The following is a 17,905-nucleotide window of genomic DNA, read 5'->3' as shown; positions in this document are numbered from 1 at the left end:
CGCTGCTCCTTTCTGTTAGAGCCAGGCTTCCACAATTTGCAGGCTGTCCTGTTCTATCCGATTTACGATCCGCATCCGCTCCGGCTTTGCCTCTCTTATGTCCTCTAATGTGTCCGCCAGGGCTATCAGGTGCGTACTTTTCCGGCCATCAAACAGGCGTGCCACAAAAAGACCCGGATAGTCTTTCGGATCCTCATACACGACTATCATAGGCGCCCCCTGTGGCATCACTGCCCGGATTAATCTCATGTTAAATTGTGTTATTACCTGGTCCTCTGTTCTCATTTTTCGTTTCTCCTCCTGCTATTTTGTCAATTATTTGCAGGTACTGGAGGCCATAAAAACCGCCTGTATCAACTTCCCAGTCTGGAAGCAAATCTTCTGCCTTTGCGCTGGCTGTTCCCGGTGTCTCCCAGGTCCACCCATACTGCTGCACAATGGCAATTTCTTTTTGCTTTGTTTTCTTGTGTCTCTCCCAACAATCGCGAGCTGCTTTCCAGAAGCTCCACGGTACCATAAAAAACCGATTCATGCCAAAACTTACGGCCACAAAAGCAAGTTGCCTGCCCTCTCCCTCCATCCATGCGTCTAAATACTCCGCCTGGTGGTCCTGGACGGCCGAGAAATCAATTCTAGCTCCCTGGGTGTGCTTTGCCTCGACCGCCACTGGGATGTCCCGGAAACGGCCCAAATAATCCACACAACTCTTGCGTTCTACCTTGCAGTTTGCAACTTGGCCATACGCCCCGCGGAGCGGTATAAACTCCGTGGGGACCTTGTGCATGACTGCTATGCCTTTGGCCTGGTATTTCTCGTTTGCAAAATTGATAAAATCCTCAAATGGTTTGCCGCGGTTCGCCTTGCTGGCGTCCCTCCTGTATGTACCAGAATCCCATGCCATGGATCACGCCTCCTTTTCTGCGAAATCGTCCGGCATTGTGTCCAGGATTCTCTTTAATTTAAAAATTGTACCGTTGCCGATTCCATTGCCGGATCCGGTCTTTTTTTCAGCTCCTGGAGGAATCGCTCAACCGCTGCTTTTCCTCCGGTGCTTTTGCCCTTAATGGCCTTTACTGCATTTTCTGCATTTTTTCTGGCCTCTGCTTCCGCTTTGTTGGCTTTTGCTTTGTACTTAGCGACCTCCGCCTCCAACTCTTCGATTTCTGCCTTATGTACGGCCTCCTGGTCTTTAGCTGGCCCCGCCTGTTCTTTCTGGCTATTCACATAATCAACCAGCTGCTGGTCTGTCATTTTACGGAGCTTAGTGGCTTCCCTGTGCGTTTCTCGCTCCTGCTGTGTCATTCTACAACTCTGTTTTTTCATGTTCTTTCTCCCTCTGACTTTTTTCATAACATTTATCACACGCGAACCGGTTTCCTTTTCCGGATACGCTGATCACAATCGGTATTCTGTTCATGGCCAAATGCCGGCCACAAATAAAACAGGTCTTAAATCCCTGTGTTGGAACTCCCAGGCGTTCCCGCTGCTGTATAAATTCGCCCACCGTGCAGTCAAATACGCCTGGGTAAAATTCTACGTTGTACGTTCTTTTGACCGTTACTGTCTTTGTATACTCCATAGCTCAGTCCTCCCTCTTTCCTTTCGGGTGCTTCCGGCCAGTCTGCCCTTTTGGTCGCCTCTTGCTTCTGCCTGGGTGCTTTGTTATCCGCTGCGGTTGCTGCGGCTCTGGTTTGTGTTCTGGCTGCTTTTTCTTGCTTCCTGCATCCAGGAGTAGCAACGCCCCGCATATGATCAGGACAGCCAGGGCGACCAACTCTAAAACAAAAATTATTGTTGTCAATGGTTCTTCCTCCTCAATGTCCGCTCCGCAACATGCAAAATAACAATTCTGTCATGGAGCGTTTTCTCGGTCCATAGCGGCACGGTAATATGACCGCCAGTTTCCACTGTCTTACCTCTGCGTCTAACGGTGTGGGTTTCTCAAATTCGTCTGTCGCCTCCGCCCAGTCCGGTATTGCAACCATTACGCCGAAGTAGTTGGAGGATTCTGGAAACTGTTCACGCATGTGTTTGGAAAATTTCCCGCTGCGTAAATCCGGTAAAATATCCTTGTAGCACTCCATTGTGGTTACAATATAGTTTTTCTCTCCCAGGAAGTTTAGGCCGTTCCCACTGTAAACATCTTCTTTGCAGCTCTTTATCTCGTAACAGGTAAATATGCCCTTTTCTATCCCGGATATGGAGCACTGATCAGCTGGGGAAAATTGCATGTAATCAACTCTTTTTGCTTCTCGTCCCCATGGGTCAATGCTTACCTCACTGGCCCAGTGCTTCCCAGCTCCTCCAAAACGTGTGTTTATAAGTAACTGGCCGAGGAACTTTGTTGTTTCCTTTCTGTCCATCTTCACACCACCCTCATAAATCTCTCGCGGATCCGGTCAGCCCAGGTACTGTTGCGAATTGTAGTTCCTGCCACGCGGTACCTGCTGCAGGTTTCGACGGCCATGCCGCCGTATTCACATTCTGGAAACGCCGTCACAAAGCCGGGGAGGTTTGGGTCTACTGGTATGCAATATTCACATGTGCAACACCATTTCCCTGCCAGCGCTTTCTCATGCAGCTGTCTGGCTTGCTCCTCCATCTTCTTGTTGTATTCCGGATCCAGACCAAAAATCTGTTGTATCTTGTTCAAAACAATCTCCTTTTCTTTTTCTTGCCGCCGTTCCTGGCCATGATCCCGCCGTGCATTTTTAACCAGTTGTTTGTAATTCTCATGCCGTACATAAGACTTAACACATCCAGGTGGCCGATCTGCAGCTTGCCCTCAATAGTTCCGGTTGTGTTCCTGGTGACCGTTGCCACCGATTTTGTCGGGACTTCCGCTGTTACCTGTACGCCCCACTCAACAATGCCGCTGTCAATGTCGGCAAGTTTACGGCCATCCTTGGTATATAAGGCTCCGCTTTTAAAGTTCATGCTCGCTTTTCTCACGCTTCCGCCTCCCGTCTCACGCCTCGGATACCCAGGCTTCCGTTGTACCCTGCTGTTTTCAGGTCTTTTTTCATGGCCTTGTATTCTCTATCCAGTGCCGCGCCGGTTGCTCTACTTCTCAACATTACGACGCCATCTTCCAGCGTCGCGTCTTTACCCTGTTCGATCAGGTGTTTCACTGCCTCATACTTGTCCATTTTCCTGCGCCTCCAATATCTTCCGGGATTCTGCCACCGCCTGGCGATCCACATCATTGTTGTGCTGGTTCTTATCGTGTCCCTTTACCCATATAAACCGGATACTGGTAAATTTCTGCCGTTCCCTCATAAGTTTCCGCCAGAGGTCCCGGTTCTTTTTCATAGCAAAATGGCCGTTCATGGTTTCCACCACATAGTTGCTGTCTGAATACACTTCAACCGGTATCGTTTTATCAGTTATACTTTTCATAGCTTCCAAAACCGCCTGCATTTCCATACGGTTGTTAGTTTCTCCTATCGCTCCGCCGGACTTCATGCGAGCCTGGCCTTTATACATCAGCTTGCAGGCCCAACCGCACCCGGAACCAGGGCGACCGTTGCTCAGGGCGGAACCGTCGGTGTAAACGGTTATTTTATCCATTGTCCTGTCCCTCTCCAGCTCCGTTTGCGTACTGTTCGAGCTTGTCTCTCATTCCCAGGCGCTGCACTGCGGCCACCAGGCCGTATGCCAGGCGTACCAGGTCAAACGGTTTCACGTTCAGCATTTCAACCGATAAATCGTCGCTGCCCTTTTCCAGGTCCACACAACACCCGCTTTGAATTTCCTTTGTGCTGCCGTCACTGTATCTCACTGTAATGCCGGCAATATCACGGCTCTTTTCTTCTCCCATGACTCTCATTCCTCCGTTTCTTTTAACTGTCTAATTTTCGCTTCCAGCGGTATTGCAGCATATTTATTTTTGGGGTATCTCTGATACTCAGCTCTAACCGCTTCGCGATTGTAAAGGTTGTCGTATTTCATTGCTAATCGAAGCGAAATGTCAGAACCTTTTCCCGTTAATGTAATTTTGGACTTGTCCATATATTCAAAAAATATTTTCCACATGCTGCTCAATCCTTTCTTTTGCAATCTGGTAATATTCCGGATCCAGCTCTATCCCTACAAATTCCCGTCCGGTATTCAGGCAGGCAACGCCGGTGCTCCCAGCTCCCATGCAGTTGTCCAGGACTGTCTCTCCTGGGTTCGTGTAGGTCTTGACCAGGTATTCCAGCAGGTCCACGGGCTTCTGCGTCGGGTGTAGGCGCTTGGACTTGTCCCCGGTGCTGTATTGCAGCACATCCACCGGATACCGGTCCGTGGAGTCATATGTATAGTTTCTTTCCTCCCGGCCATAGCAGCTGCTGCCGTCCGATTCCCTGGTTCCGTATGCCGTCGCTGTCTTTCTCTGGTGCCCGTGCGTCATTTGCGGGTTATAGGTCGGCGGCTTCCGGTAAAATATTTCTATGTTTTCGTGGGTCCTCAGTGGCATTTTCTTGGCGTTCATAAATCCGCTGGGCTGTGTTTTTCTCCATATCCATTCATAGCGGTACATGGCTTTGTTGCTGCTGATCAGCTCTGTGGTAAAAGGTTGTGCGCTAAAAAGTGCAATGGCGCCGTTTTCCTTTACCACTCGCCGGTACTGTTCCCACAACTCCTGCAAGTTGATCGGAGCGTCCCACCGGCAGCGTGTTGTGCCATATGGCAGGTCACTCAGTACCATGTCAATGCTGCTGTCCGGGATCCGGTTCATAAGTTCCAGGCAGTCGCCTTGTAATAGTGTTGCTTCGCTCATTAACAAGTCCCTCCCTCTGCTCCATGGAATGCTCCGGCCGGATACATCCACGGGCCATCAACAAAAATGTCTGCTGTTTCAAATTCTCCGCTTACCAGGCTATGCAGTGCCTTGGCGTCTCCGTGGTATACGCAAGACTCCGCGTCTCCCACAAAGCTATCCAGGTCCTTTTTATTGTCCAGGGTAAAGCCGAGGATTTCTTCATCTTTCTTTAAAAGCTCGTATTCCTCCGGCATTATTTCCCGAATTCCTGCAAACAATGGCGGCGTTGAGAATATGCACATTGCACAACTGCACCGGTTCCAACCGGCTCTATAACACGGGTGTGGGTTTACCTTGTGGCGTTTCAATACTTCCCACACGTCTTTTTCCGAGTAATCAATAACCGGGCGCCACTGGTGTACCAACCTGTGGGCTTTGGTTGTGGCATTGGTTCTGTGTATTTCCATTTCATTGTACTTGGAGCGCCCTGCTGATTCTCCGCGGCGTTCTCCGGAAACAACCAGTATTTTTACATTCTTGCTGGTCTTATCCAGGTTTGCTGTAACACTGTCCTACACGGCGGCTTTCAAGTTTCCACTGCACCAGCGGCCTTGATGGGTTCCGCCCTTGGCCGGGAACTTCTGGCGTTTCCCGCCTATTTCTTCAAGCTCTCCCAACTGGCTCAGGTTGCTCATAACAGAATCTGCAACCATAATTTTCAGATATGCACTGCACCAGCGGCGGCTTAAATCTCCCGTTTTCGCTGGGAACTTCATTCTGTAACCGTATTCTTTGAGCTTCTCCTCCATTTCCTCGGTGGCGCTCTTTTTCAGTTCCCGGCACTGTATGTATTTCCTGGATAACTTGCACCGGCATATCTCCCCGGTGTCCGGGTCCATCCACTCGACCGGTTCGCTTGCGCCGATCCTGTAAAGCTCTCCAAAAAATCCATTTACCCGCCACGATAACCTCAGCGGTACCTGCTCAGCTTCTGCAAATGCTTTTACATAATTTTGTGTACAGCGCCAGTCCATTCTCCGGGATGGGTGCCCGCCGTCTATGTCGTGGTGCCATAGCTCAATTTTTTCTTTCGGCACGCCCAACTCAATGAGTTTGTAATAACATGCTATGCTGTCTTTTCCACCGGATAATAAAACCGCGATCATGTCGTACTCTTCCAGGGGGAGAAGTTCTTCCAGGTATATTTTTTTCATGTGTTCGGAGTCCTGTCGGCCTGGCACTCTCGGCTTTATCCGTATGCCCTGCCCGTATATCGGCGCATCTTCATGGCCGTATATAACAGGAGTGTCCTTTGTACAATCCAGGTCTTTTATATATCCTGTGTTCTCCATCAGCGCGCCCTCCAACTCTCCCACGTCATATCAATCCCGACGCATGTCTCTTTCAGGCGGTCCAGGGTTTTCTCTGCGTTCCTGCTGTCTCCGCTCTCCGGAGTCATACGCTGCACCAGCTCCGGGCCGCTGTAATTTGTTGTGATGATCGTCGGCATATATCCCTCATACCTGGCGTTTATAATGGCAAATATCTTGCTCACGCCCCACTCCGTCGGCTGCTCGCTGCCTATGTCGTCAATGATCAGGAGCGGCACATCCTCGTACTGGCTCAGGATGTATGCTTCGTCTACGTCACTGCCAGCTGCCTTGTATGTTTCCCGGATCCTGTCCAGCAGGTCAATCATGGTCATGCAGATGCAGGCCGTTCCCTCACTGATCAGCTGGTTTGCAATGGCCGCTGCCAGGTGGGTCTTTCCGGTACCATACCCGCCTGCCATAAACAGGCCGTTGCGCTCAATCTCCGGCGGCGTTACGTGGTTGCGGTCGTTCTTGACTGGGCGCATACGCTGGAAGTTGTCGGCGTACTTCTTTGCCTGGGTGTATGCCTGGCGGCGTCCCTGGGTGTCCTGGACAAAATTCTCAAAACGTCTGTTCTGGAATCTTGCTTTCATGCCGCTGCGCTCCATCATGCTACGGAACCGCTGCATTTCTTCCTCCCTGGCTTTCTGTTCTGCCTCAGCTGCCTTGCGGGCCTCTTCCTTTGCATCCCAGTCTTTCCAGAAGTCCTGCGCCTTGCTGCATGTGCAGCGCTCCGGGCGACTCTTCCATATGATCACATGTCGCGGCGCTACCGGGCTAACCAGGCCGTAATATTCCAGCTTTCTGCCACAATACTTGCAGCTTACTGTTTCCGGTACCGGCTCCGGCACGCTGTACCCCTCTCTCAGAGCTTCCGCGGTGCTTATGCTGTACTTGTCCGGCTTAGTAGTCTCCGGCTGTGTGGAACCCTGCTGTATGGCTTCCTGCGGCATTGCTGCCATTGTTGCTGTGCTCATTTACGCTTACCTCCTCGCTTATATCCTCCCAGCGTCCTTGATTCAACCAGGTCAACGGCATAGGCACATACCCGCGTTTCCAGTCGCTGCTCTGCTTGCTTACCTCAATGGCGTGGAGTATATGCTCAGTCATTTCCTCGTCTGGCTTGATCAGCTTCCACTTCTTCCAGCACGCCGGTTTTGCTCTCTTCCGCACTGCCGGAAAGGCGTCCCAAAATCTGCAAAAGCTCTTTTCCAGCGGCGTCTTGGCTGTTTTCCAGTCAGGACTCTGCTGTCTTTTACCTGGCTTTGCCTCTTCCTCGTTGTCAAGCTCCTCCGGTTCCGGGGCGGTCTGTTGCTCGGCAACGACCGTATGTTTTTTAGTATCAGGTATCAGAGAATCCGGTATCAGAGAATCAGCAGGGCTTTTCTTGTGCTGTTCTTGTGCTTGCACTGTACTTGCACCGTGCGCGTATTGTGTTTTTGTGTTTTCCTGCTCTTTTTCGGTCTGATAAGTCCGGAGGTCTTGGCTGTTTTCAGCTGTTCCCGTGCGCCCTTTTACGTGGATTCCTGCCACAACGCCTAGGCCCATATCCTCGCCGGGTGCAGGTATTACACTGGCCTGCTCTTTACAGTGCGGATTCTGGTGTTTCAAGAAGTTTATTACCTGTATGTATTTCTCTCCTGCGATCTCGTATCGCTGTATAAATCCGTTGTCATTCAGCTGCTGCAGCATGGTGTCAACATCATCTGCAGTCACATCATCATAGCCCAGCAGCTCCTTTTTTATCCGCTTGGGGCGGTCCTGTAAACGCCCCTCACGGTCCGCCAGGCACCACAACCCTATAAATAACAACCGGGTTAATGCTGGCAGTTCTCCCAGGATTTCATTGTCGAAAAATCCGGGTTTTATGTTCCTTGCTCTTGCCATTTGTTCAGACCTCCTTTAGCACAAGTACACTTCTTTGCCTGTCAGGGCCTGCACGCGCCGCTTGAAATCTGCGGCCTGGCTGTTGTCATTGCTCAGGTGTAACAGGTAAACCTGCTGCAGCCTGCTTAAATCAAACGATTCCAGCGTTTTTATAACTGTTTCAATGCTCATGTGCGAGCCTATGGTTCTTTTGGCTCTGGCAGCATGTATGCGGCCCTCTTTTACGTTCTGCTCCATTGTCTCAGGGTCGTAATTGGCTTCCATCATTATGTGAGTCAAGCCTATAAAGGTATATTTGATGTAAACCGTATCAGTAAAGTAAAGTACCTTTTCCCCGGTCACTGTGCTCCGGATCAGGAAGCCCAGCGGCTCCGGTACGTCGTGCTCAACATCAAAGGGAAGTACCTCAAATGTGCCTGCATGGAAGCTTTCCAGTGCTCGCACCGTGCAAATTCGGTGCCCGGTTAGGTTTGCCATGTCTGCTGTTCCCTGGCTGGTGTAAATATTCACGCCCATGCGAGCCAGGGCCTTTGCAGCTTTCACATGATCCCCGTGGCCATGTGTCACAAGACAGCCACTCAACTGTGACACCTTATAACCACATCCGGCTTGTATCTGTGCCAGTGGGATCCCCGCATCCAACAACAAACTGCTTTGCCCGTCGCTTATGTAATAGGCGTTGCCGCTGCTGCCGGATGCAATAGGGTTAATCAGCATTAAAACGTCGGTCCTGCTGCGCGGGTTGCTGTGCTACGCGCTGCCGTGGTGTTACGTGCAGGCTGTGGCTGCGCCTGCGGCTTTGCTGGGCTTCCCAGGTCAAGAGCCTGCTGCCCTCCGTCGTCGGTCAAAAAGGCCGGCTGTGCGGGCTTCTGCGGTGTCTCCTGGGCTTCCGTGTCAATTACAACCTGGTTTGCTTCTGCGTCGATCACTTCCTGGGTTTCCATCTGTGCCAGTCTGATCTCCTGCATACGCATGTACTCATAGGCGTCGTCAATCTTTTTCGGGTCCCTTGGCATGTTCTTGGCACTGTAAACCTCACGCTTTACGGTCTTGAGACACATTTCTTCAAACCAGCCCTCTGTTTCAACTTCCACTTTCTGGCCTTTCTCCCAGGCTGTTTTCTTACCTCCCCAAAATTCTCCGGAAGCCTTGTCCGGCTTACGTTTTAAAATATCTTTTATGGTCATGATGATCAGCTTGTTCTTGGTCGGCTCCGTATACTCAATATAGCCAAATCCTCCAACGATCTCCCCGCGGTCAAATGCGTTGTTAATCTCAAAATCATAGCTTTCAACGCGGTTTTCTCTGTTCTTTTTCAGTGGCTTAAAGGTGTCTGTGCTGTAAACCAGCTCTACGGTAACGGATACCGGCTTTTCCAGCGCGTACTTTTCAGCAATATACTGGATTCCGTTATATCCAGGCATCAGGTTGACCACGTACATCTTTGTGCCGGTTCTGGATAAGCGATTGTTATCTTTAAACGGGATAGCGCTCAGGTGATTGTCCTGCATCATGTCCAGGCCCATACGAGCATAGTGCACAACATCCAATGCCAGGGCGTTCAGGTCTACCGTGTTCCAGTTGATCGGATCCAGATTGTCCCACTTATGATCCTTGTTGTTTTCATTCTTGCTTACGCGCTTCTCCTCGGCCATCTTTAATGCTCTGTCAGTTGCGATAAAATATCCCTGGATCAGCTGTCTCTGGTAATCAGTTACCTGAATGTTTCCGGCCACATTGCTACCGAACTCCTTTAAAACCTTGTTTGTAAATGCCTCGCTGTTGCTCAGGCTCTCCGTTTTCTGTACTGTCATTTCGTTTGCCATGTTCTACTCCTCCATATTCTTAAATAAATCGTCAAAGGTCATTTGTCCGGGTATCGGTTTCTTTTCATCTTCCTCAGCTTGTGCCTTTGCAGCGCACTGGCAACCATACCCTTTTTCTACTGCTTCCGCGCTGGTCAGGAGTCTGCCGCACCGCTTACACCTGCGGGCACGGATTGTAAAAATTTCGCCGTCCATTAGTTGCCTTTCGGTACTTTCGTTATAAACACAATGCTTTTCGTGTTCTTGCGGAAAGTATCTGCAATATTTCCTGCGCCAGGTACCGTTTTCTTGTAGGTGCTCGCCAGTTCTTCCAGTGCGGCAATGATCAGCGGCGCCTCGTCCGGATCCAGTGCTCCAACCTCTGTATTAAACAGGTTTGTCCAGTAATTCATGCCGTTAGTTAATTCCTTGTTAAACTCTCCAAAATTCTGCTTTTCTACGGCTTTCTTAAAACCATTCATTAAAAACTGCGGGTGTACTCTTGTCATGCTCACTTGTCTCCTCTCTCAAATCTCAGGGTCTTGTCTGGTTCGGATACCACCAGGCGGATAACCTGTGTCTGTGTCTGTGTCAGCTTTGTAACAGACTCTGCATTGTCCACAAAGACCGGAAGCTCTACGCCGTAATACTCGGCCAACGTGTCAATCAGTTCCAGGCCTGCATTGATACGTGCTGCGTTGTTCGCGCTCTTAAATGGCACTAGGCCAGTTTTACAAGGTACCAGGGCCTCACAATCGTCTGCAATGCCGCCGTTCTGCTGTTCGATAAACAACCGGAAACGCAAGGTTTTAAAGCGGCTGTTGATTTTCTCGTCCAGGAGCTTTGTTTTCGCTTTTACAAACTGCTCGCAAAGGTAAATGCCTTTCTGAAGCTGCTCATATTTCGCTGCCAGCTCCTCCTCTTTCTTTTCCAGCTGGGTGATTCTCCCGTCCTGTTTCTTAACCATTGCCAGCTGTGCCTTTTTGCTCTGTTCAGCTTCCAGGCGAGCGTCCAGTTCTTTCAGCTGTCCGCTCAGCACATTGTCTGCCTCAGCAGCTGCCGCTCTGGCATCTTTCAGTTTTTCCTGCAGGCTCTCAATCTGCTCTGTAAACTGCCTGTACTCGGCTGTGTCCTTATAGTCCGTTGTTGCAAGTACCGCTTTTTCAGCTGTTGCCAGGTTCTGCGCTGTTTCTGCTTTCTTCTCTTTCAGTTCCACCAGGCGAGCGTCCAGGGCTTCAATTTCGTCCTGCTCTTTCTTAATCATGCCGCTGCTGCACTCTGTCATGCCGCGCTTGTTGATTGTTTCCAGGTTCTGTGCCTTGGCTGTATTGAAGTTTTCCTTTGCTTCCTCAATTTGCTCTGCCGGAAGCTGCTGGCCGCATGTCGGGCAAATCTCCGATCCGGTCCATTCCTTTTCATTTTCCTCATTCCACTCCGCCAGGAGCTGCTCTCTTCTGCGGTTCAGGCGCTGGATTTCGTTTTCATGCTCGCGCTTGTCCTGCTCGGTGTGCATGATATCCGTTTCAATGGTACTTGCCATATAGCGGAGGTTGCTGATCCGCTCGTAGGCTCCTTTGTTTGCCTCGGCTTCTGCTCTCACATGTTTGGCCTCTCCGGCAGCTCTCTGGCTTTCCAGTTCTGCGATCTGCTGTCGGATGGTTGTTGTCGCTCCGGATTCTCTGGCAGCCCTCTGGCTTTCCAGTTCCCGGCGCTTCTCTTTAATCTCTGCCATGGTGTTGTCAATGGTCTGTGCATCCAGGCCCGTAACGTCCGGCTTTGCTTTCTCTGCCTCGTCAATACGCTGCGGGATGTCGTCCAGTTCTTTGTCTGTCAGGTTCTTCTCCTTTGCGGCAATGGCTCTGTATTCGTCCACGGTATAATAATTTTCTGCCTTTCCAGGCTTGCGGAGCATTTCCGGAAGTTCTCTCAACAGGTCGCCCTGGCTCTCAATAACCTCATTAAAATCCGCATCCCCGCACACCTGTAACAGGATTTTGCGGCGGTCTGCTACTTTCATGTTTTCCAAAAAGTAGTTGTAAGAGGTCAGCATCTTTGCCAGTTCTTCATCATGGTAAATTTCCAGCAGATTCTTTTTAAACTGGGTTTCGCTTACCGGTACCCCGTCCATGCTGTAATCTGTTGTGTGTCCGGATAACACTGGCTGCGGGTTTCCTTTAATGGTCTTGTAAACTTCGTGGTAATCTTTTTTCAGTACCATTTCTGAACCGTCTGCCAGTTCCACGGTCATTTCCACGCTATGGTGCAGGTTATGGCTGCCGGTGGTTTTTGGTGTGTAGTTCTTTTCTGTGGTGCTCGGCTTGCCGTACATCAGCCAGGTAAAGGCATTGTATACGGTGCTCTTGCCGGTTCCGTTATCGCCATAGATCGCGCTGCTTTCGCCCTGCGGGTCAATTTCCAGTTCTTTCACGCCCTGGAAGTTTTCCAACTTCATTTTTAAGATTTTCATACTCCTAACGCCTCCTTGTGTGCTTTCATGGCCATTGCCATATTTCTCAGCTGCTTGTGCAGTGTTTCAAAAGTCTCCGGCTCAATGCCTGTAAACTCAACACCGTCTCCAATATAGGCATTGCCTACAAAAAGGATGTTTCCCATGATCGGGGAGCGGTGCTTGTCGGTTTCGTACAGGTAACAACCGATCAGATTCGGCTGCAAACCGTTTCTAAATAAAAATTCTTCATCCACCAACATACTCACGCACTTGCTGTTTTCTCTCAGTACCGTGGTTGTGTGTCCCAGCTCTCTGTAAAGTCTTTTCGGCATAACATTTTCGACCATGTCGCACCCGTCGCCGATCAGCTCACATAATTGTCTGTTCTGCGTTTCCAACATGCCCTCCGGATAGTCGTGCACTGTAACTTCCAAATCCGTGCTAACCTTAATAATTTTGCTCATTTACGATTCCTTTCTCTCATGCTATAATAAGCACAAGCGGTTATTTTTTAACTGCTGCTGTTATGCCTCGGACGCTTTGGTCGGTGTCACCGGGGCATTTTCTTTGCACAATTCCATAAAAGCAAGGCTAAAAACTTCCCAGCTCAACGCTGCCTTTGCTTCCTGGATCAGCTGCTCTCTGTAATATGGTTTGCGGCGTTCTCCGTTCGCATCCCCGTATCTGCCTATTATGTACTGCAGCTTTCTGTCTGCGCGTTCCTGCGCTTTCTGCTCAATACTCTCCTCCATTGTCCTCAATAGCTTCTGCCTCCTGTCTTGCTTCTCTCAGGCCAATTTCACGGCCCCATAAAAACATCATTGCCAGTGCCGGAAATACTAAAACCTCGCCGCCCAGGCCTCCGGTTCTGCTGTCCATCACTGCAAACACCATAAGCCCGATCTTTACCAGCGCGCCCCCGGTCAGGATCATTGCTCCCAGGTTAATGCCTGCCGCAATACATCTTTCCAGCTTTACGCGGCGCTTGATGGCTTCCTTTCTCGGTGCCAGCCTTTCCTCAACCACAAAGACCTCTGTTTCTCTGTGCATTACTGTTTTTCTTACCATGTTGCCCTCCTTATACATCCAGCAGCGTTTTCTGTTCCGGCTTCCCCGGTTCTGCTTTCTGTGCAGCCTTTCCGATGATCGTCTTTGCTCTGTCCTTAAATGCCTCAATTTCTGTCAGCGGTACGTTTACGGCTGTGACCACTCCCTGGCTGGCGTTGTCCTGGCTTACCACTGCAATGTCTACCAGGTCGCCAACTTCTACCGGTTCCGGTGTAAAAAACGTGTACTCTCTGCCGCTTGGCTGTCCTGCTCTTAAATATTTGAGCTTAATTACATTTGTTTTCTCCATTTTCCTTGCCTCCTGCTTTTCTATACTCCATAAATGCCTGCCAGTCGTCACTTAATACCAGTGCGGCTGCCTCGCAAATAATGGTAAACTTGACCATTTCCAGGCTGTCCAGCTGTGCGTTTTCAGCTCCGGCAAATCCCTTTTTCTTTGTGTACCCGATCAAGGTATCAACTGCCTGCTTCAATGCTTCCGGGTTGCTTTCCTGGTGTTCTAAAAACTTCCATGTGTTGTCTGCCATCAATACATCCTTTCTTCCAGGTACCTCCTGGATACTCGGCCGGCTGTTACAATCTTGCCTTTTGCTTCCAACTCTTTGTTTAGCTGTCGCATAATCTTGTATGCGTGGCTTTCTGATATATCCAGCATGGCTGCCACGTCTGCCACTCTCAAAAACTTAGGTGGTTCTTTTGTAGCTGCTGCCGTTCTTCCCATGCTCCTGCACCTCTTTTCTCAATCCGGGTACCCTTTGCGGGCTTCAATCTTTTCTATGGCGGCCAGCATTTCGTCAACCTTTTGCCGGGCCTCTGTAAACCGTCTTTTTATTTCCGGTACCATTTCAAGCTCCTCCGGTGTTATTACCCCATCCTCAACAATCTCTGCAAATTCTGTGAGGGCGTCTTGCATGTCGTCCATGTGTCTCCTCATTCGGATCACGCATCTTTCTGGCGGCATGTCGCTGATCTCTGCGATTCTGTCTTTTCCTAACGGGCACTCATTAGCACAATACCAGGCTCTCAATTCCGGCTCCGCGTATGCGTCAGCCATAAGTGCCACAACCGTGTTTGGGGTTTTTGTTATGTCCAGCTCGTACTTTTTCAGGCTGTCCTCTGTAACCCCTGGCAAGTAGTCAACAGCTCCGGCTCTCGTCAAGAGCTTTTCGTTGTACTTGGCCGCTTTCAGTCGTGCCTGGCAGTACCTGTTGCCCGCCGCTTTTGTTACTCGGCTTTGCATTTATTTTTTCCTCCATGTGGCAAAATATAATTGTAAAATAACCTATCTTTCCATTTTGGAAGATTTTTCTTTAAAAAAAAGCACTTCGACCGGCAGTTTAAAAAAATCTGCCAGCGCCTTTGCTTCCTCTAAGGAAAATTTAAGGTCGCCGAGTTCCTTTTTACAGTAGCAAGCCTCCTGAACGCCTATAACGTCAGCACATTCCTTTAAACGGATACCGCGTTCGGTTCGTATCTTGCGTAAATCTTCGTACATCTGTTTCACTCCTTTCTTCCATTTTGGAAACTTTATGGTTATAATATATCTTCTGTTTTGGAAAATGTCAATAGATAATTTTCTATTTTAGAAAAAAATGTTAATGTGGTTACTTTCCACGGTGGAAAGTGATATAATCCAACCAGAAAGGAGGGGTCTACTATCAATAACATCAAAGTATTACGACAAGAGCGCGGTTGGACTCAGGCTGAATTAGGTCAGCGCCTTAAAGTAAAAGATTCAGCAATTTCCAAATATGAAAACGGCTCCTTGCAGCTATCCGGCGATCTACTTGTTCAGCTGGCGGATATCTTTGGGGTTTCTACTGACTACATCTTAGGTCGCACAAAATACCGCACTTACGAGGGCACTTCCTTTGAGGTTCCAAAAATAATCGATCTGCTCAGTCGCGGGGATATGGAAATGATATCCAACTGGGCGGAACTCTCTCCGGAAAATCAGGCTCGTATTGCGGACTATGCCAAAATTCTGCAAAAGGCAGAAGCGGCAGACAAAAATAAAAATAGGAGGTTTTTATGAAAAACAAACATTTGTTTACCCCCCCCATAAAATAACAGCACTTTTTCTGTCTGGTGTCCTTGTTCTCTCATGTTCTAGCTGCTCTGGCGTGCAATCTAGTTTAGCATCAGAAGCGCAACAGCAAACAGAAGTTCCTCATTCCTCCGCCGGTTCACAAGAAGATCTATCTGCAACAGAGCAAAATCTAGTATCTATTTCCTCTGGTTCTGTTTATGACTCTGTCACATCACTGGATCAGGATCTTACCTTGCAGGAATCTGATAGCTGCTTATATGTCACACGGGATATAGCTTCCAGCGAAAGCAATGCCGATATTCGTCGCTTTTTCTGGGACTTGCTGCATGTAGTTCAAATTTCTGACATATGGGATTCATATTCAAGCATGTCATTTACTTTTATGTCTGGCGACAATCTTGCAAACATTGGCATTTCTGGATTTTCTGGCTTAACCTCATTTAACGCCACCCATATAAATGTTATTCAGGATCAGGAGCTTTCTAAATTATTCGAACAGTTTTATACGGATATCCTTGGTGCTCGTGATTTATCAATAGTGCAAGAAAAAAAGCTGTACGAAATGGCTCAGGAATATGGTACACCCGGCTACACACTGCCTACTGAATACCGTGCCGGTTACTTGTGGACTATAGGTTGTTTTCCGTATGGCACTGGTTACACCGTGAACGACAGCGCAATATCTGTGCAAGTTCCTACGCAAGATACGCAAAAATGTGGGGCTTCTGCTGTTCAGGAATTAAACTCAGCATTGGACGTTTTTAATCAGCTATGCAATAACGATCCTTTGGCTATGCCATACGAAAAAGTTTCTGTTCAATACCTGGATTCTCAAAGTTCTACCACTTTATGGGACTGGTGCTCAGAAAAATCTGGTACTTCTTGGCAAACTACAAAAAATAGCTGCGGTAGCCCATCTTTTTACGGCGGGCTTAAATCATCTTCAAAATAACGGGGGTACAAATCAAAAAACGGAATTGCTTACGGCCACCGGTCTGTTGCTCAGCAACGACCATATATGTTTTAGAATCAGGAATATGGAATCAGGATTCAGGATTCAGCCGGGCTTTTCTTGTACTTGCACAGTGCTTGCACTGTGTTTTAATTTCATTCATGGGAGGTTTGTATGGAAAATTTAGAAATGCTTACGGGCACCTTTCCGGTTGCTCCGGATCAGCTGGCGCACGATCTGGCCGTCGCAAAGCTCATTAAAAGCGGCGCGGTTCCTGCTTCTGCTTCCGGCTATACTTACTATGGTGCCTATATCAAATATTTACGGGAATTTGAAACGGTCATAGCCAACCGCCTCCCGGAGGAGTCTGAAAATGTCGGTGGCTAAAGATCCAAAAACCGGCAAGTGGTACAGCAAATTCAGGTATACTGACTGGACCGGTAAAAGGGTGCAAAAGAAAAAAACGGGTTTCCCAACAAAACGGGAGGCCCAGGAATGGGAGCGCGAATTTCTCACAAAGGCTGCTGCCTCATGTGATATGTCGTTCGCGTCCCTGGTAGAGTTGTATATGGCGGATTGTAAAACCAGGCTGCGCGCCACCACCTGGGAAAATAAGCAGCACCTTATTACAAAAAAACTGCTGCCCTATTTCGGCAGCACGCCAATAAACCAGATCACGCCGCTCATGATCCGCAACTGGCAAAACACGCTCATGGAGCTGCGGCAGCCAAATGGCAAACCGTACTCAAAAACATACCTCAAAACTATCAACAACCAGGTTGCTGCCATTCTTAACTATGCCGTCAAATACTACGGCCTCCCAGGCAGCCCGGCGGCGGTTGCTGGCAGCATGGGGAAATCAAAAGCGGATACTATGCTGTTCTGGACCGAGGAAGAATTTAAAACCTTTATCCAGGCAGCAAACAAACCCACGCCCTACTGCGTTTTTAACATCCTGTTTTATACCGGAATCCGGGAAGGGGAATTGCTGGCGCTCAGCCTGTCGGATTTTGACTTCACAAACAAGGTGCTGCATATTACCAAAAACTTTGCAGTGGCCAATGGCCAGGAAGTCATTTACGAGCCAAAAACGCCCAAAAGCAAGCGTGATATTACTCTGCCGGATTTCCTCTGTGCTATTGTTCAGGACTATGCTGGCAGGCTCCTGGACTACGACCCAGCAGATCGGCTGTTTCCGTTTACAAAAAGCTGGGTAAACTCTCAGCTGCGTGCAGGCTGCAAAAAATCCGGCGTCAAGAAAATTCGTGTGCATGATTTCCGCCACTCTCACGCCAGCCTGCTCATTCACATGGGCTTTCCTATCCTGGCCGTGTCGGAGCGCCTGGGGCACGAAAAGGTACAAACCACCCTGGAGCTATATGGCCATCTGTACCCGGATGTGCATGGTAATGTGGCCCAGCAGCTTCAGGACAGTGCCGCCGCCGATCTGTCTCCGGCAGCATGGCAAAATGCACAAAAAAGCCTATAATTTTGGAATGTGGTACACTTCTGGTACACTTGGACAAAACAAAAGCCCGGAAACCCTTATTTTTCAATGGTTTCCAGGCTTTTTGCAA

General features: G+C 49.1%; 34 protein-coding genes. 4 read left to right on the top strand and 30 right to left on the bottom strand.

The features are described from left to right. Window positions 1-15 precede the first annotated feature (15 nt). The 30 genes from CK1_RS06215 to CK1_RS06065 are packed head-to-tail and all read right to left on the bottom strand — an operon-like array spanning window position 16 to window position 14,821. A complete protein-coding gene (locus CK1_RS06215) occupies window positions 16-210 on the bottom strand; it encodes a hypothetical protein (RefSeq protein ID WP_147238618.1) in 195 nt (64 codons plus the stop codon). 40 nt (window positions 211-250) lie between these two features. Beyond that, the gene (locus CK1_RS06210) at window positions 251-901 is read right to left on the bottom strand and encodes a Holliday junction resolvase RecU (protein ID WP_015525424.1); all 651 of its coding nucleotides are present in this window, start codon (window positions 899-901) and stop codon (window positions 251-253) included. Window positions 902-954: 53 nt separating this feature from the next. Next, a complete protein-coding gene (locus CK1_RS06205) occupies window positions 955-1,323 on the bottom strand; it encodes a hypothetical protein (protein ID WP_306288802.1) in 369 nt (122 codons plus the stop codon). After that, entirely contained in the window at window positions 1,304-1,579 is a 276-nt protein-coding gene (locus CK1_RS06200) for a hypothetical protein (protein ID WP_015525422.1), read from the bottom strand. The genes CK1_RS06205 and CK1_RS06200 overlap by 20 nt, the downstream gene beginning before the upstream one ends. A 3-nt stretch (window positions 1,580-1,582) precedes the next feature. Beyond that, a complete protein-coding gene (locus CK1_RS06195) occupies window positions 1,583-1,801 on the bottom strand; it encodes a flagellar basal body-associated FliL family protein (protein WP_262579555.1) in 219 nt (72 codons plus the stop codon). Between the two features lie 13 nt (window positions 1,802-1,814). Further along, complete coding sequence (locus CK1_RS06190; RefSeq protein WP_015525421.1) at window positions 1,815-2,363, bottom strand: hypothetical protein; 549 nt, start codon at window positions 2,361-2,363, stop codon at window positions 1,815-1,817. 2 nt (window positions 2,364-2,365) lie between these two features. Next, complete coding sequence (locus CK1_RS06185; protein ID WP_262579553.1) at window positions 2,366-2,653, bottom strand: hypothetical protein; 288 nt, start codon at window positions 2,651-2,653, stop codon at window positions 2,366-2,368. Continuing rightward, on the bottom strand, window positions 2,650-2,952 hold the full coding sequence (locus CK1_RS06180; protein WP_262579551.1) for a hypothetical protein: 303 nt from the start codon (window positions 2,950-2,952) through the stop codon (window positions 2,650-2,652). The genes CK1_RS06185 and CK1_RS06180 overlap by 4 nt, the downstream gene beginning before the upstream one ends. Continuing rightward, window positions 2,949-3,149 carry a hypothetical protein gene (locus CK1_RS06175; protein WP_015525420.1) on the bottom strand — a complete coding sequence of 67 codons (201 nt, stop codon included), beginning with the start codon at window positions 3,147-3,149 and terminating at the stop codon, window positions 2,949-2,951. The genes CK1_RS06180 and CK1_RS06175 overlap by 4 nt, the downstream gene beginning before the upstream one ends. Continuing rightward, window positions 3,136-3,570: a ribonuclease H family protein gene (locus CK1_RS06170; RefSeq protein WP_015525419.1), complete on the bottom strand. Its 435-nt coding sequence runs from the start codon at window positions 3,568-3,570 to the stop codon at window positions 3,136-3,138. Before CK1_RS06170 ends, CK1_RS06175 begins: the two co-directional genes overlap by 14 nt. Next, window positions 3,563-3,820 carry a hypothetical protein gene (locus CK1_RS06165; RefSeq protein ID WP_015525418.1) on the bottom strand — a complete coding sequence of 86 codons (258 nt, stop codon included), beginning with the start codon at window positions 3,818-3,820 and terminating at the stop codon, window positions 3,563-3,565. Before CK1_RS06165 ends, CK1_RS06170 begins: the two co-directional genes overlap by 8 nt. Before the next feature lie 5 nt (window positions 3,821-3,825). Next, window positions 3,826-4,035, bottom strand: a complete 210-nt coding sequence (locus CK1_RS06160; protein WP_015525417.1) for a hypothetical protein — start codon at window positions 4,033-4,035, stop codon at window positions 3,826-3,828. Beyond that, complete coding sequence (locus CK1_RS06155; RefSeq protein ID WP_015525416.1) at window positions 4,016-4,762, bottom strand: DNA-methyltransferase; 747 nt, start codon at window positions 4,760-4,762, stop codon at window positions 4,016-4,018. The genes CK1_RS06160 and CK1_RS06155 overlap by 20 nt, the downstream gene beginning before the upstream one ends. Further along, a complete protein-coding gene (locus CK1_RS18790) occupies window positions 4,762-5,271 on the bottom strand; it encodes a phosphoadenosine phosphosulfate reductase domain-containing protein (RefSeq protein ID WP_502685124.1) in 510 nt (169 codons plus the stop codon). Before CK1_RS18790 ends, CK1_RS06155 begins: the two co-directional genes overlap by 1 nt. A gap of 45 nt (window positions 5,272-5,316) precedes the next feature. Continuing rightward, window positions 5,317-6,096, bottom strand: a complete 780-nt coding sequence (locus CK1_RS06140; RefSeq protein WP_015525414.1) for a tRNA lysidine(34) synthetase — start codon at window positions 6,094-6,096, stop codon at window positions 5,317-5,319. Next, on the bottom strand, window positions 6,096-7,094 hold the full coding sequence (locus CK1_RS06135) for an ATP-binding protein (RefSeq protein ID WP_015525413.1): 999 nt from the start codon (window positions 7,092-7,094) through the stop codon (window positions 6,096-6,098). The genes CK1_RS06140 and CK1_RS06135 overlap by 1 nt, the downstream gene beginning before the upstream one ends. After that, complete coding sequence (locus tag CK1_RS06130) at window positions 7,021-8,004, bottom strand: LvrA C-terminal domain-related protein (RefSeq protein WP_015525412.1); 984 nt, start codon at window positions 8,002-8,004, stop codon at window positions 7,021-7,023. The genes CK1_RS06135 and CK1_RS06130 overlap by 74 nt, the downstream gene beginning before the upstream one ends. Window positions 8,005-8,019: 15 nt before the next feature. Continuing rightward, the gene (locus CK1_RS06125; RefSeq protein ID WP_015525411.1) at window positions 8,020-8,721 is read right to left on the bottom strand and encodes an MBL fold metallo-hydrolase; all 702 of its coding nucleotides are present in this window, start codon (window positions 8,719-8,721) and stop codon (window positions 8,020-8,022) included. After that, on the bottom strand, window positions 8,721-9,830 hold the full coding sequence (locus CK1_RS06120; RefSeq protein ID WP_015525410.1) for a recombinase RecT: 1,110 nt from the start codon (window positions 9,828-9,830) through the stop codon (window positions 8,721-8,723). Before CK1_RS06120 ends, CK1_RS06125 begins: the two co-directional genes overlap by 1 nt. Before the next feature lie 3 nt (window positions 9,831-9,833). After that, window positions 9,834-10,025, bottom strand: coding sequence for a DUF6011 domain-containing protein (locus CK1_RS06115; RefSeq protein ID WP_015525409.1), 192 nt, complete (start codon window positions 10,023-10,025; stop codon window positions 9,834-9,836). Next, complete coding sequence (locus tag CK1_RS06110) at window positions 10,025-10,318, bottom strand: hypothetical protein (protein ID WP_015525408.1); 294 nt, start codon at window positions 10,316-10,318, stop codon at window positions 10,025-10,027. Before CK1_RS06110 ends, CK1_RS06115 begins: the two co-directional genes overlap by 1 nt. Window positions 10,319-10,320: 2 nt before the next feature. Further along, complete coding sequence (locus CK1_RS06105) at window positions 10,321-12,276, bottom strand: ATP-binding protein (protein WP_015525407.1); 1,956 nt, start codon at window positions 12,274-12,276, stop codon at window positions 10,321-10,323. Further along, on the bottom strand, window positions 12,273-12,722 hold the full coding sequence (locus tag CK1_RS06100) for a hypothetical protein (protein ID WP_306288801.1): 450 nt from the start codon (window positions 12,720-12,722) through the stop codon (window positions 12,273-12,275). The genes CK1_RS06105 and CK1_RS06100 overlap by 4 nt, the downstream gene beginning before the upstream one ends. A 60-nt stretch (window positions 12,723-12,782) precedes the next feature. Then, window positions 12,783-13,019 carry a hypothetical protein gene (locus CK1_RS06095; RefSeq protein WP_147413323.1) on the bottom strand — a complete coding sequence of 79 codons (237 nt, stop codon included), beginning with the start codon at window positions 13,017-13,019 and terminating at the stop codon, window positions 12,783-12,785. Further along, on the bottom strand, window positions 12,994-13,326 hold the full coding sequence (locus CK1_RS06090; RefSeq protein WP_015525404.1) for a hypothetical protein: 333 nt from the start codon (window positions 13,324-13,326) through the stop codon (window positions 12,994-12,996). Before CK1_RS06090 ends, CK1_RS06095 begins: the two co-directional genes overlap by 26 nt. A gap of 10 nt (window positions 13,327-13,336) precedes the next feature. Then, on the bottom strand, window positions 13,337-13,615 hold the full coding sequence (locus CK1_RS06085; protein ID WP_015525403.1) for a hypothetical protein: 279 nt from the start codon (window positions 13,613-13,615) through the stop codon (window positions 13,337-13,339). Next, the gene (locus CK1_RS06080) at window positions 13,593-13,853 is read right to left on the bottom strand and encodes a hypothetical protein (RefSeq protein WP_270492080.1); all 261 of its coding nucleotides are present in this window, start codon (window positions 13,851-13,853) and stop codon (window positions 13,593-13,595) included. The genes CK1_RS06085 and CK1_RS06080 overlap by 23 nt, the downstream gene beginning before the upstream one ends. Beyond that, window positions 13,853-14,047 carry a helix-turn-helix domain-containing protein gene (locus tag CK1_RS06075; RefSeq protein WP_015525402.1) on the bottom strand — a complete coding sequence of 65 codons (195 nt, stop codon included), beginning with the start codon at window positions 14,045-14,047 and terminating at the stop codon, window positions 13,853-13,855. Before CK1_RS06075 ends, CK1_RS06080 begins: the two co-directional genes overlap by 1 nt. Window positions 14,048-14,065: 18 nt before the next feature. Next, the gene (locus tag CK1_RS06070; RefSeq protein ID WP_015525401.1) at window positions 14,066-14,566 is read right to left on the bottom strand and encodes a hypothetical protein; all 501 of its coding nucleotides are present in this window, start codon (window positions 14,564-14,566) and stop codon (window positions 14,066-14,068) included. Window positions 14,567-14,608: 42 nt separating this feature from the next. Then, a complete protein-coding gene (locus CK1_RS06065) occupies window positions 14,609-14,821 on the bottom strand; it encodes a helix-turn-helix transcriptional regulator (RefSeq protein WP_015525400.1) in 213 nt (70 codons plus the stop codon). Between the two features lie 162 nt (window positions 14,822-14,983). Here CK1_RS06065 and CK1_RS18065 point away from each other — a divergent pair, with 162 nt between their 5' ends. The 4 genes from CK1_RS18065 to CK1_RS06050 all read left to right on the top strand — a co-directional run bounded on the left by CK1_RS18065 (window position 14,984) and on the right by CK1_RS06050 (window position 17,817). Then, window positions 14,984-15,361, top strand: coding sequence for a helix-turn-helix domain-containing protein (locus tag CK1_RS18065; protein ID WP_353611221.1), 378 nt, complete (start codon window positions 14,984-14,986; stop codon window positions 15,359-15,361). Further along, window positions 15,300-16,328: a hypothetical protein gene (locus tag CK1_RS06060; RefSeq protein WP_306288800.1), complete on the top strand. Its 1,029-nt coding sequence runs from the start codon at window positions 15,300-15,302 to the stop codon at window positions 16,326-16,328. The genes CK1_RS18065 and CK1_RS06060 overlap by 62 nt, the downstream gene beginning before the upstream one ends. 174 nt (window positions 16,329-16,502) lie before the next feature. Further along, window positions 16,503-16,715: a hypothetical protein gene (locus CK1_RS06055; protein ID WP_015525398.1), complete on the top strand. Its 213-nt coding sequence runs from the start codon at window positions 16,503-16,505 to the stop codon at window positions 16,713-16,715. Then, window positions 16,702-17,817 carry a site-specific integrase gene (locus CK1_RS06050; RefSeq protein WP_306288799.1) on the top strand — a complete coding sequence of 372 codons (1,116 nt, stop codon included), beginning with the start codon at window positions 16,702-16,704 and terminating at the stop codon, window positions 17,815-17,817. The genes CK1_RS06055 and CK1_RS06050 overlap by 14 nt, the downstream gene beginning before the upstream one ends. Window positions 17,818-17,905 lie beyond the last annotated feature (88 nt).

The organism is Ruminococcus sp. SR1/5 (assembly GCF_000209835.1).
GTDB lineage: Bacteria > Bacillota > Clostridia > Lachnospirales > Lachnospiraceae > Blautia_A > Blautia_A fusiformis.
Note: the sequence above shows the minus strand (reverse complement) of the source record. Positions and strands in the feature narration are given on the sequence as shown.

What these genes read in the sequence shown, in the direction of transcription:
- CK1_RS06210 (WP_015525424.1), bottom strand. Translation starts at nt 901, where the DNA reads ATGGCATGGGATTCTGGTACATACAGGAGGGACGCCAGCAAGGCGAAC.
- CK1_RS06170 (WP_015525419.1), bottom strand. Translation starts at nt 3,570, where the DNA reads ATGGATAAAATAACCGTTTACACCGACGGTTCCGCCCTGAGCAACGGT.
- CK1_RS06130 (WP_015525412.1), bottom strand. Translation starts at nt 8,004, where the DNA reads ATGGCAAGAGCAAGGAACATAAAACCCGGATTTTTCGACAATGAAATC.
- CK1_RS06140 (WP_015525414.1), bottom strand. Translation starts at nt 6,096, where the DNA reads ATGGAGAACACAGGATATATAAAAGACCTGGATTGTACAAAGGACACT.
- CK1_RS06115 (WP_015525409.1), bottom strand. Translation starts at nt 10,025, where the DNA reads ATGGACGGCGAAATTTTTACAATCCGTGCCCGCAGGTGTAAGCGGTGC.
- CK1_RS06125 (WP_015525411.1), bottom strand. Translation starts at nt 8,721, where the DNA reads ATGCTGATTAACCCTATTGCATCCGGCAGCAGCGGCAACGCCTATTAC.
- CK1_RS06110 (WP_015525408.1), bottom strand. Translation starts at nt 10,318, where the DNA reads ATGACAAGAGTACACCCGCAGTTTTTAATGAATGGTTTTAAGAAAGCC.
- CK1_RS06075 (WP_015525402.1), bottom strand. Translation starts at nt 14,047, where the DNA reads ATGGGAAGAACGGCAGCAGCTACAAAAGAACCACCTAAGTTTTTGAGA.
- CK1_RS06070 (WP_015525401.1), bottom strand. Translation starts at nt 14,566, where the DNA reads ATGCAAAGCCGAGTAACAAAAGCGGCGGGCAACAGGTACTGCCAGGCA.
- CK1_RS06165 (WP_015525418.1), bottom strand. Translation starts at nt 3,820, where the DNA reads ATGGGAGAAGAAAAGAGCCGTGATATTGCCGGCATTACAGTGAGATAC.
- CK1_RS06055 (WP_015525398.1), top strand. Translation starts at nt 16,503, where the DNA reads ATGGAAAATTTAGAAATGCTTACGGGCACCTTTCCGGTTGCTCCGGAT.
- CK1_RS06090 (WP_015525404.1), bottom strand. Translation starts at nt 13,326, where the DNA reads ATGGTAAGAAAAACAGTAATGCACAGAGAAACAGAGGTCTTTGTGGTT.
- CK1_RS06050 (WP_306288799.1), top strand. Translation starts at nt 16,702, where the DNA reads ATGTCGGTGGCTAAAGATCCAAAAACCGGCAAGTGGTACAGCAAATTC.
- CK1_RS06060 (WP_306288800.1), top strand. Translation starts at nt 15,300, where the DNA reads ATGCCAAAATTCTGCAAAAGGCAGAAGCGGCAGACAAAAATAAAAATA.
- CK1_RS06085 (WP_015525403.1), bottom strand. Translation starts at nt 13,615, where the DNA reads ATGGAGAAAACAAATGTAATTAAGCTCAAATATTTAAGAGCAGGACAG.
- CK1_RS06190 (WP_015525421.1), bottom strand. Translation starts at nt 2,363, where the DNA reads ATGGACAGAAAGGAAACAACAAAGTTCCTCGGCCAGTTACTTATAAAC.
- CK1_RS06205 (WP_306288802.1), bottom strand. Translation starts at nt 1,323, where the DNA reads ATGAAAAAACAGAGTTGTAGAATGACACAGCAGGAGCGAGAAACGCAC.
- CK1_RS06155 (WP_015525416.1), bottom strand. Translation starts at nt 4,762, where the DNA reads ATGAGCGAAGCAACACTATTACAAGGCGACTGCCTGGAACTTATGAAC.
- CK1_RS06200 (WP_015525422.1), bottom strand. Translation starts at nt 1,579, where the DNA reads ATGGAGTATACAAAGACAGTAACGGTCAAAAGAACGTACAACGTAGAA.
- CK1_RS06175 (WP_015525420.1), bottom strand. Translation starts at nt 3,149, where the DNA reads ATGGACAAGTATGAGGCAGTGAAACACCTGATCGAACAGGGTAAAGAC.
- CK1_RS06100 (WP_306288801.1), bottom strand. Translation starts at nt 12,722, where the DNA reads ATGAGCAAAATTATTAAGGTTAGCACGGATTTGGAAGTTACAGTGCAC.
- CK1_RS06160 (WP_015525417.1), bottom strand. Translation starts at nt 4,035, where the DNA reads ATGTGGAAAATATTTTTTGAATATATGGACAAGTCCAAAATTACATTA.
- CK1_RS06105 (WP_015525407.1), bottom strand. Translation starts at nt 12,276, where the DNA reads ATGAAAATCTTAAAAATGAAGTTGGAAAACTTCCAGGGCGTGAAAGAA.
- CK1_RS06135 (WP_015525413.1), bottom strand. Translation starts at nt 7,094, where the DNA reads ATGAGCACAGCAACAATGGCAGCAATGCCGCAGGAAGCCATACAGCAG.
- CK1_RS06080 (WP_270492080.1), bottom strand. Translation starts at nt 13,853, where the DNA reads ATGGCAGACAACACATGGAAGTTTTTAGAACACCAGGAAAGCAACCCG.
- CK1_RS06120 (WP_015525410.1), bottom strand. Translation starts at nt 9,830, where the DNA reads ATGGCAAACGAAATGACAGTACAGAAAACGGAGAGCCTGAGCAACAGC.
- CK1_RS06065 (WP_015525400.1), bottom strand. Translation starts at nt 14,821, where the DNA reads ATGTACGAAGATTTACGCAAGATACGAACCGAACGCGGTATCCGTTTA.
- CK1_RS06215 (WP_147238618.1), bottom strand. Translation starts at nt 210, where the DNA reads ATGATAGTCGTGTATGAGGATCCGAAAGACTATCCGGGTCTTTTTGTG.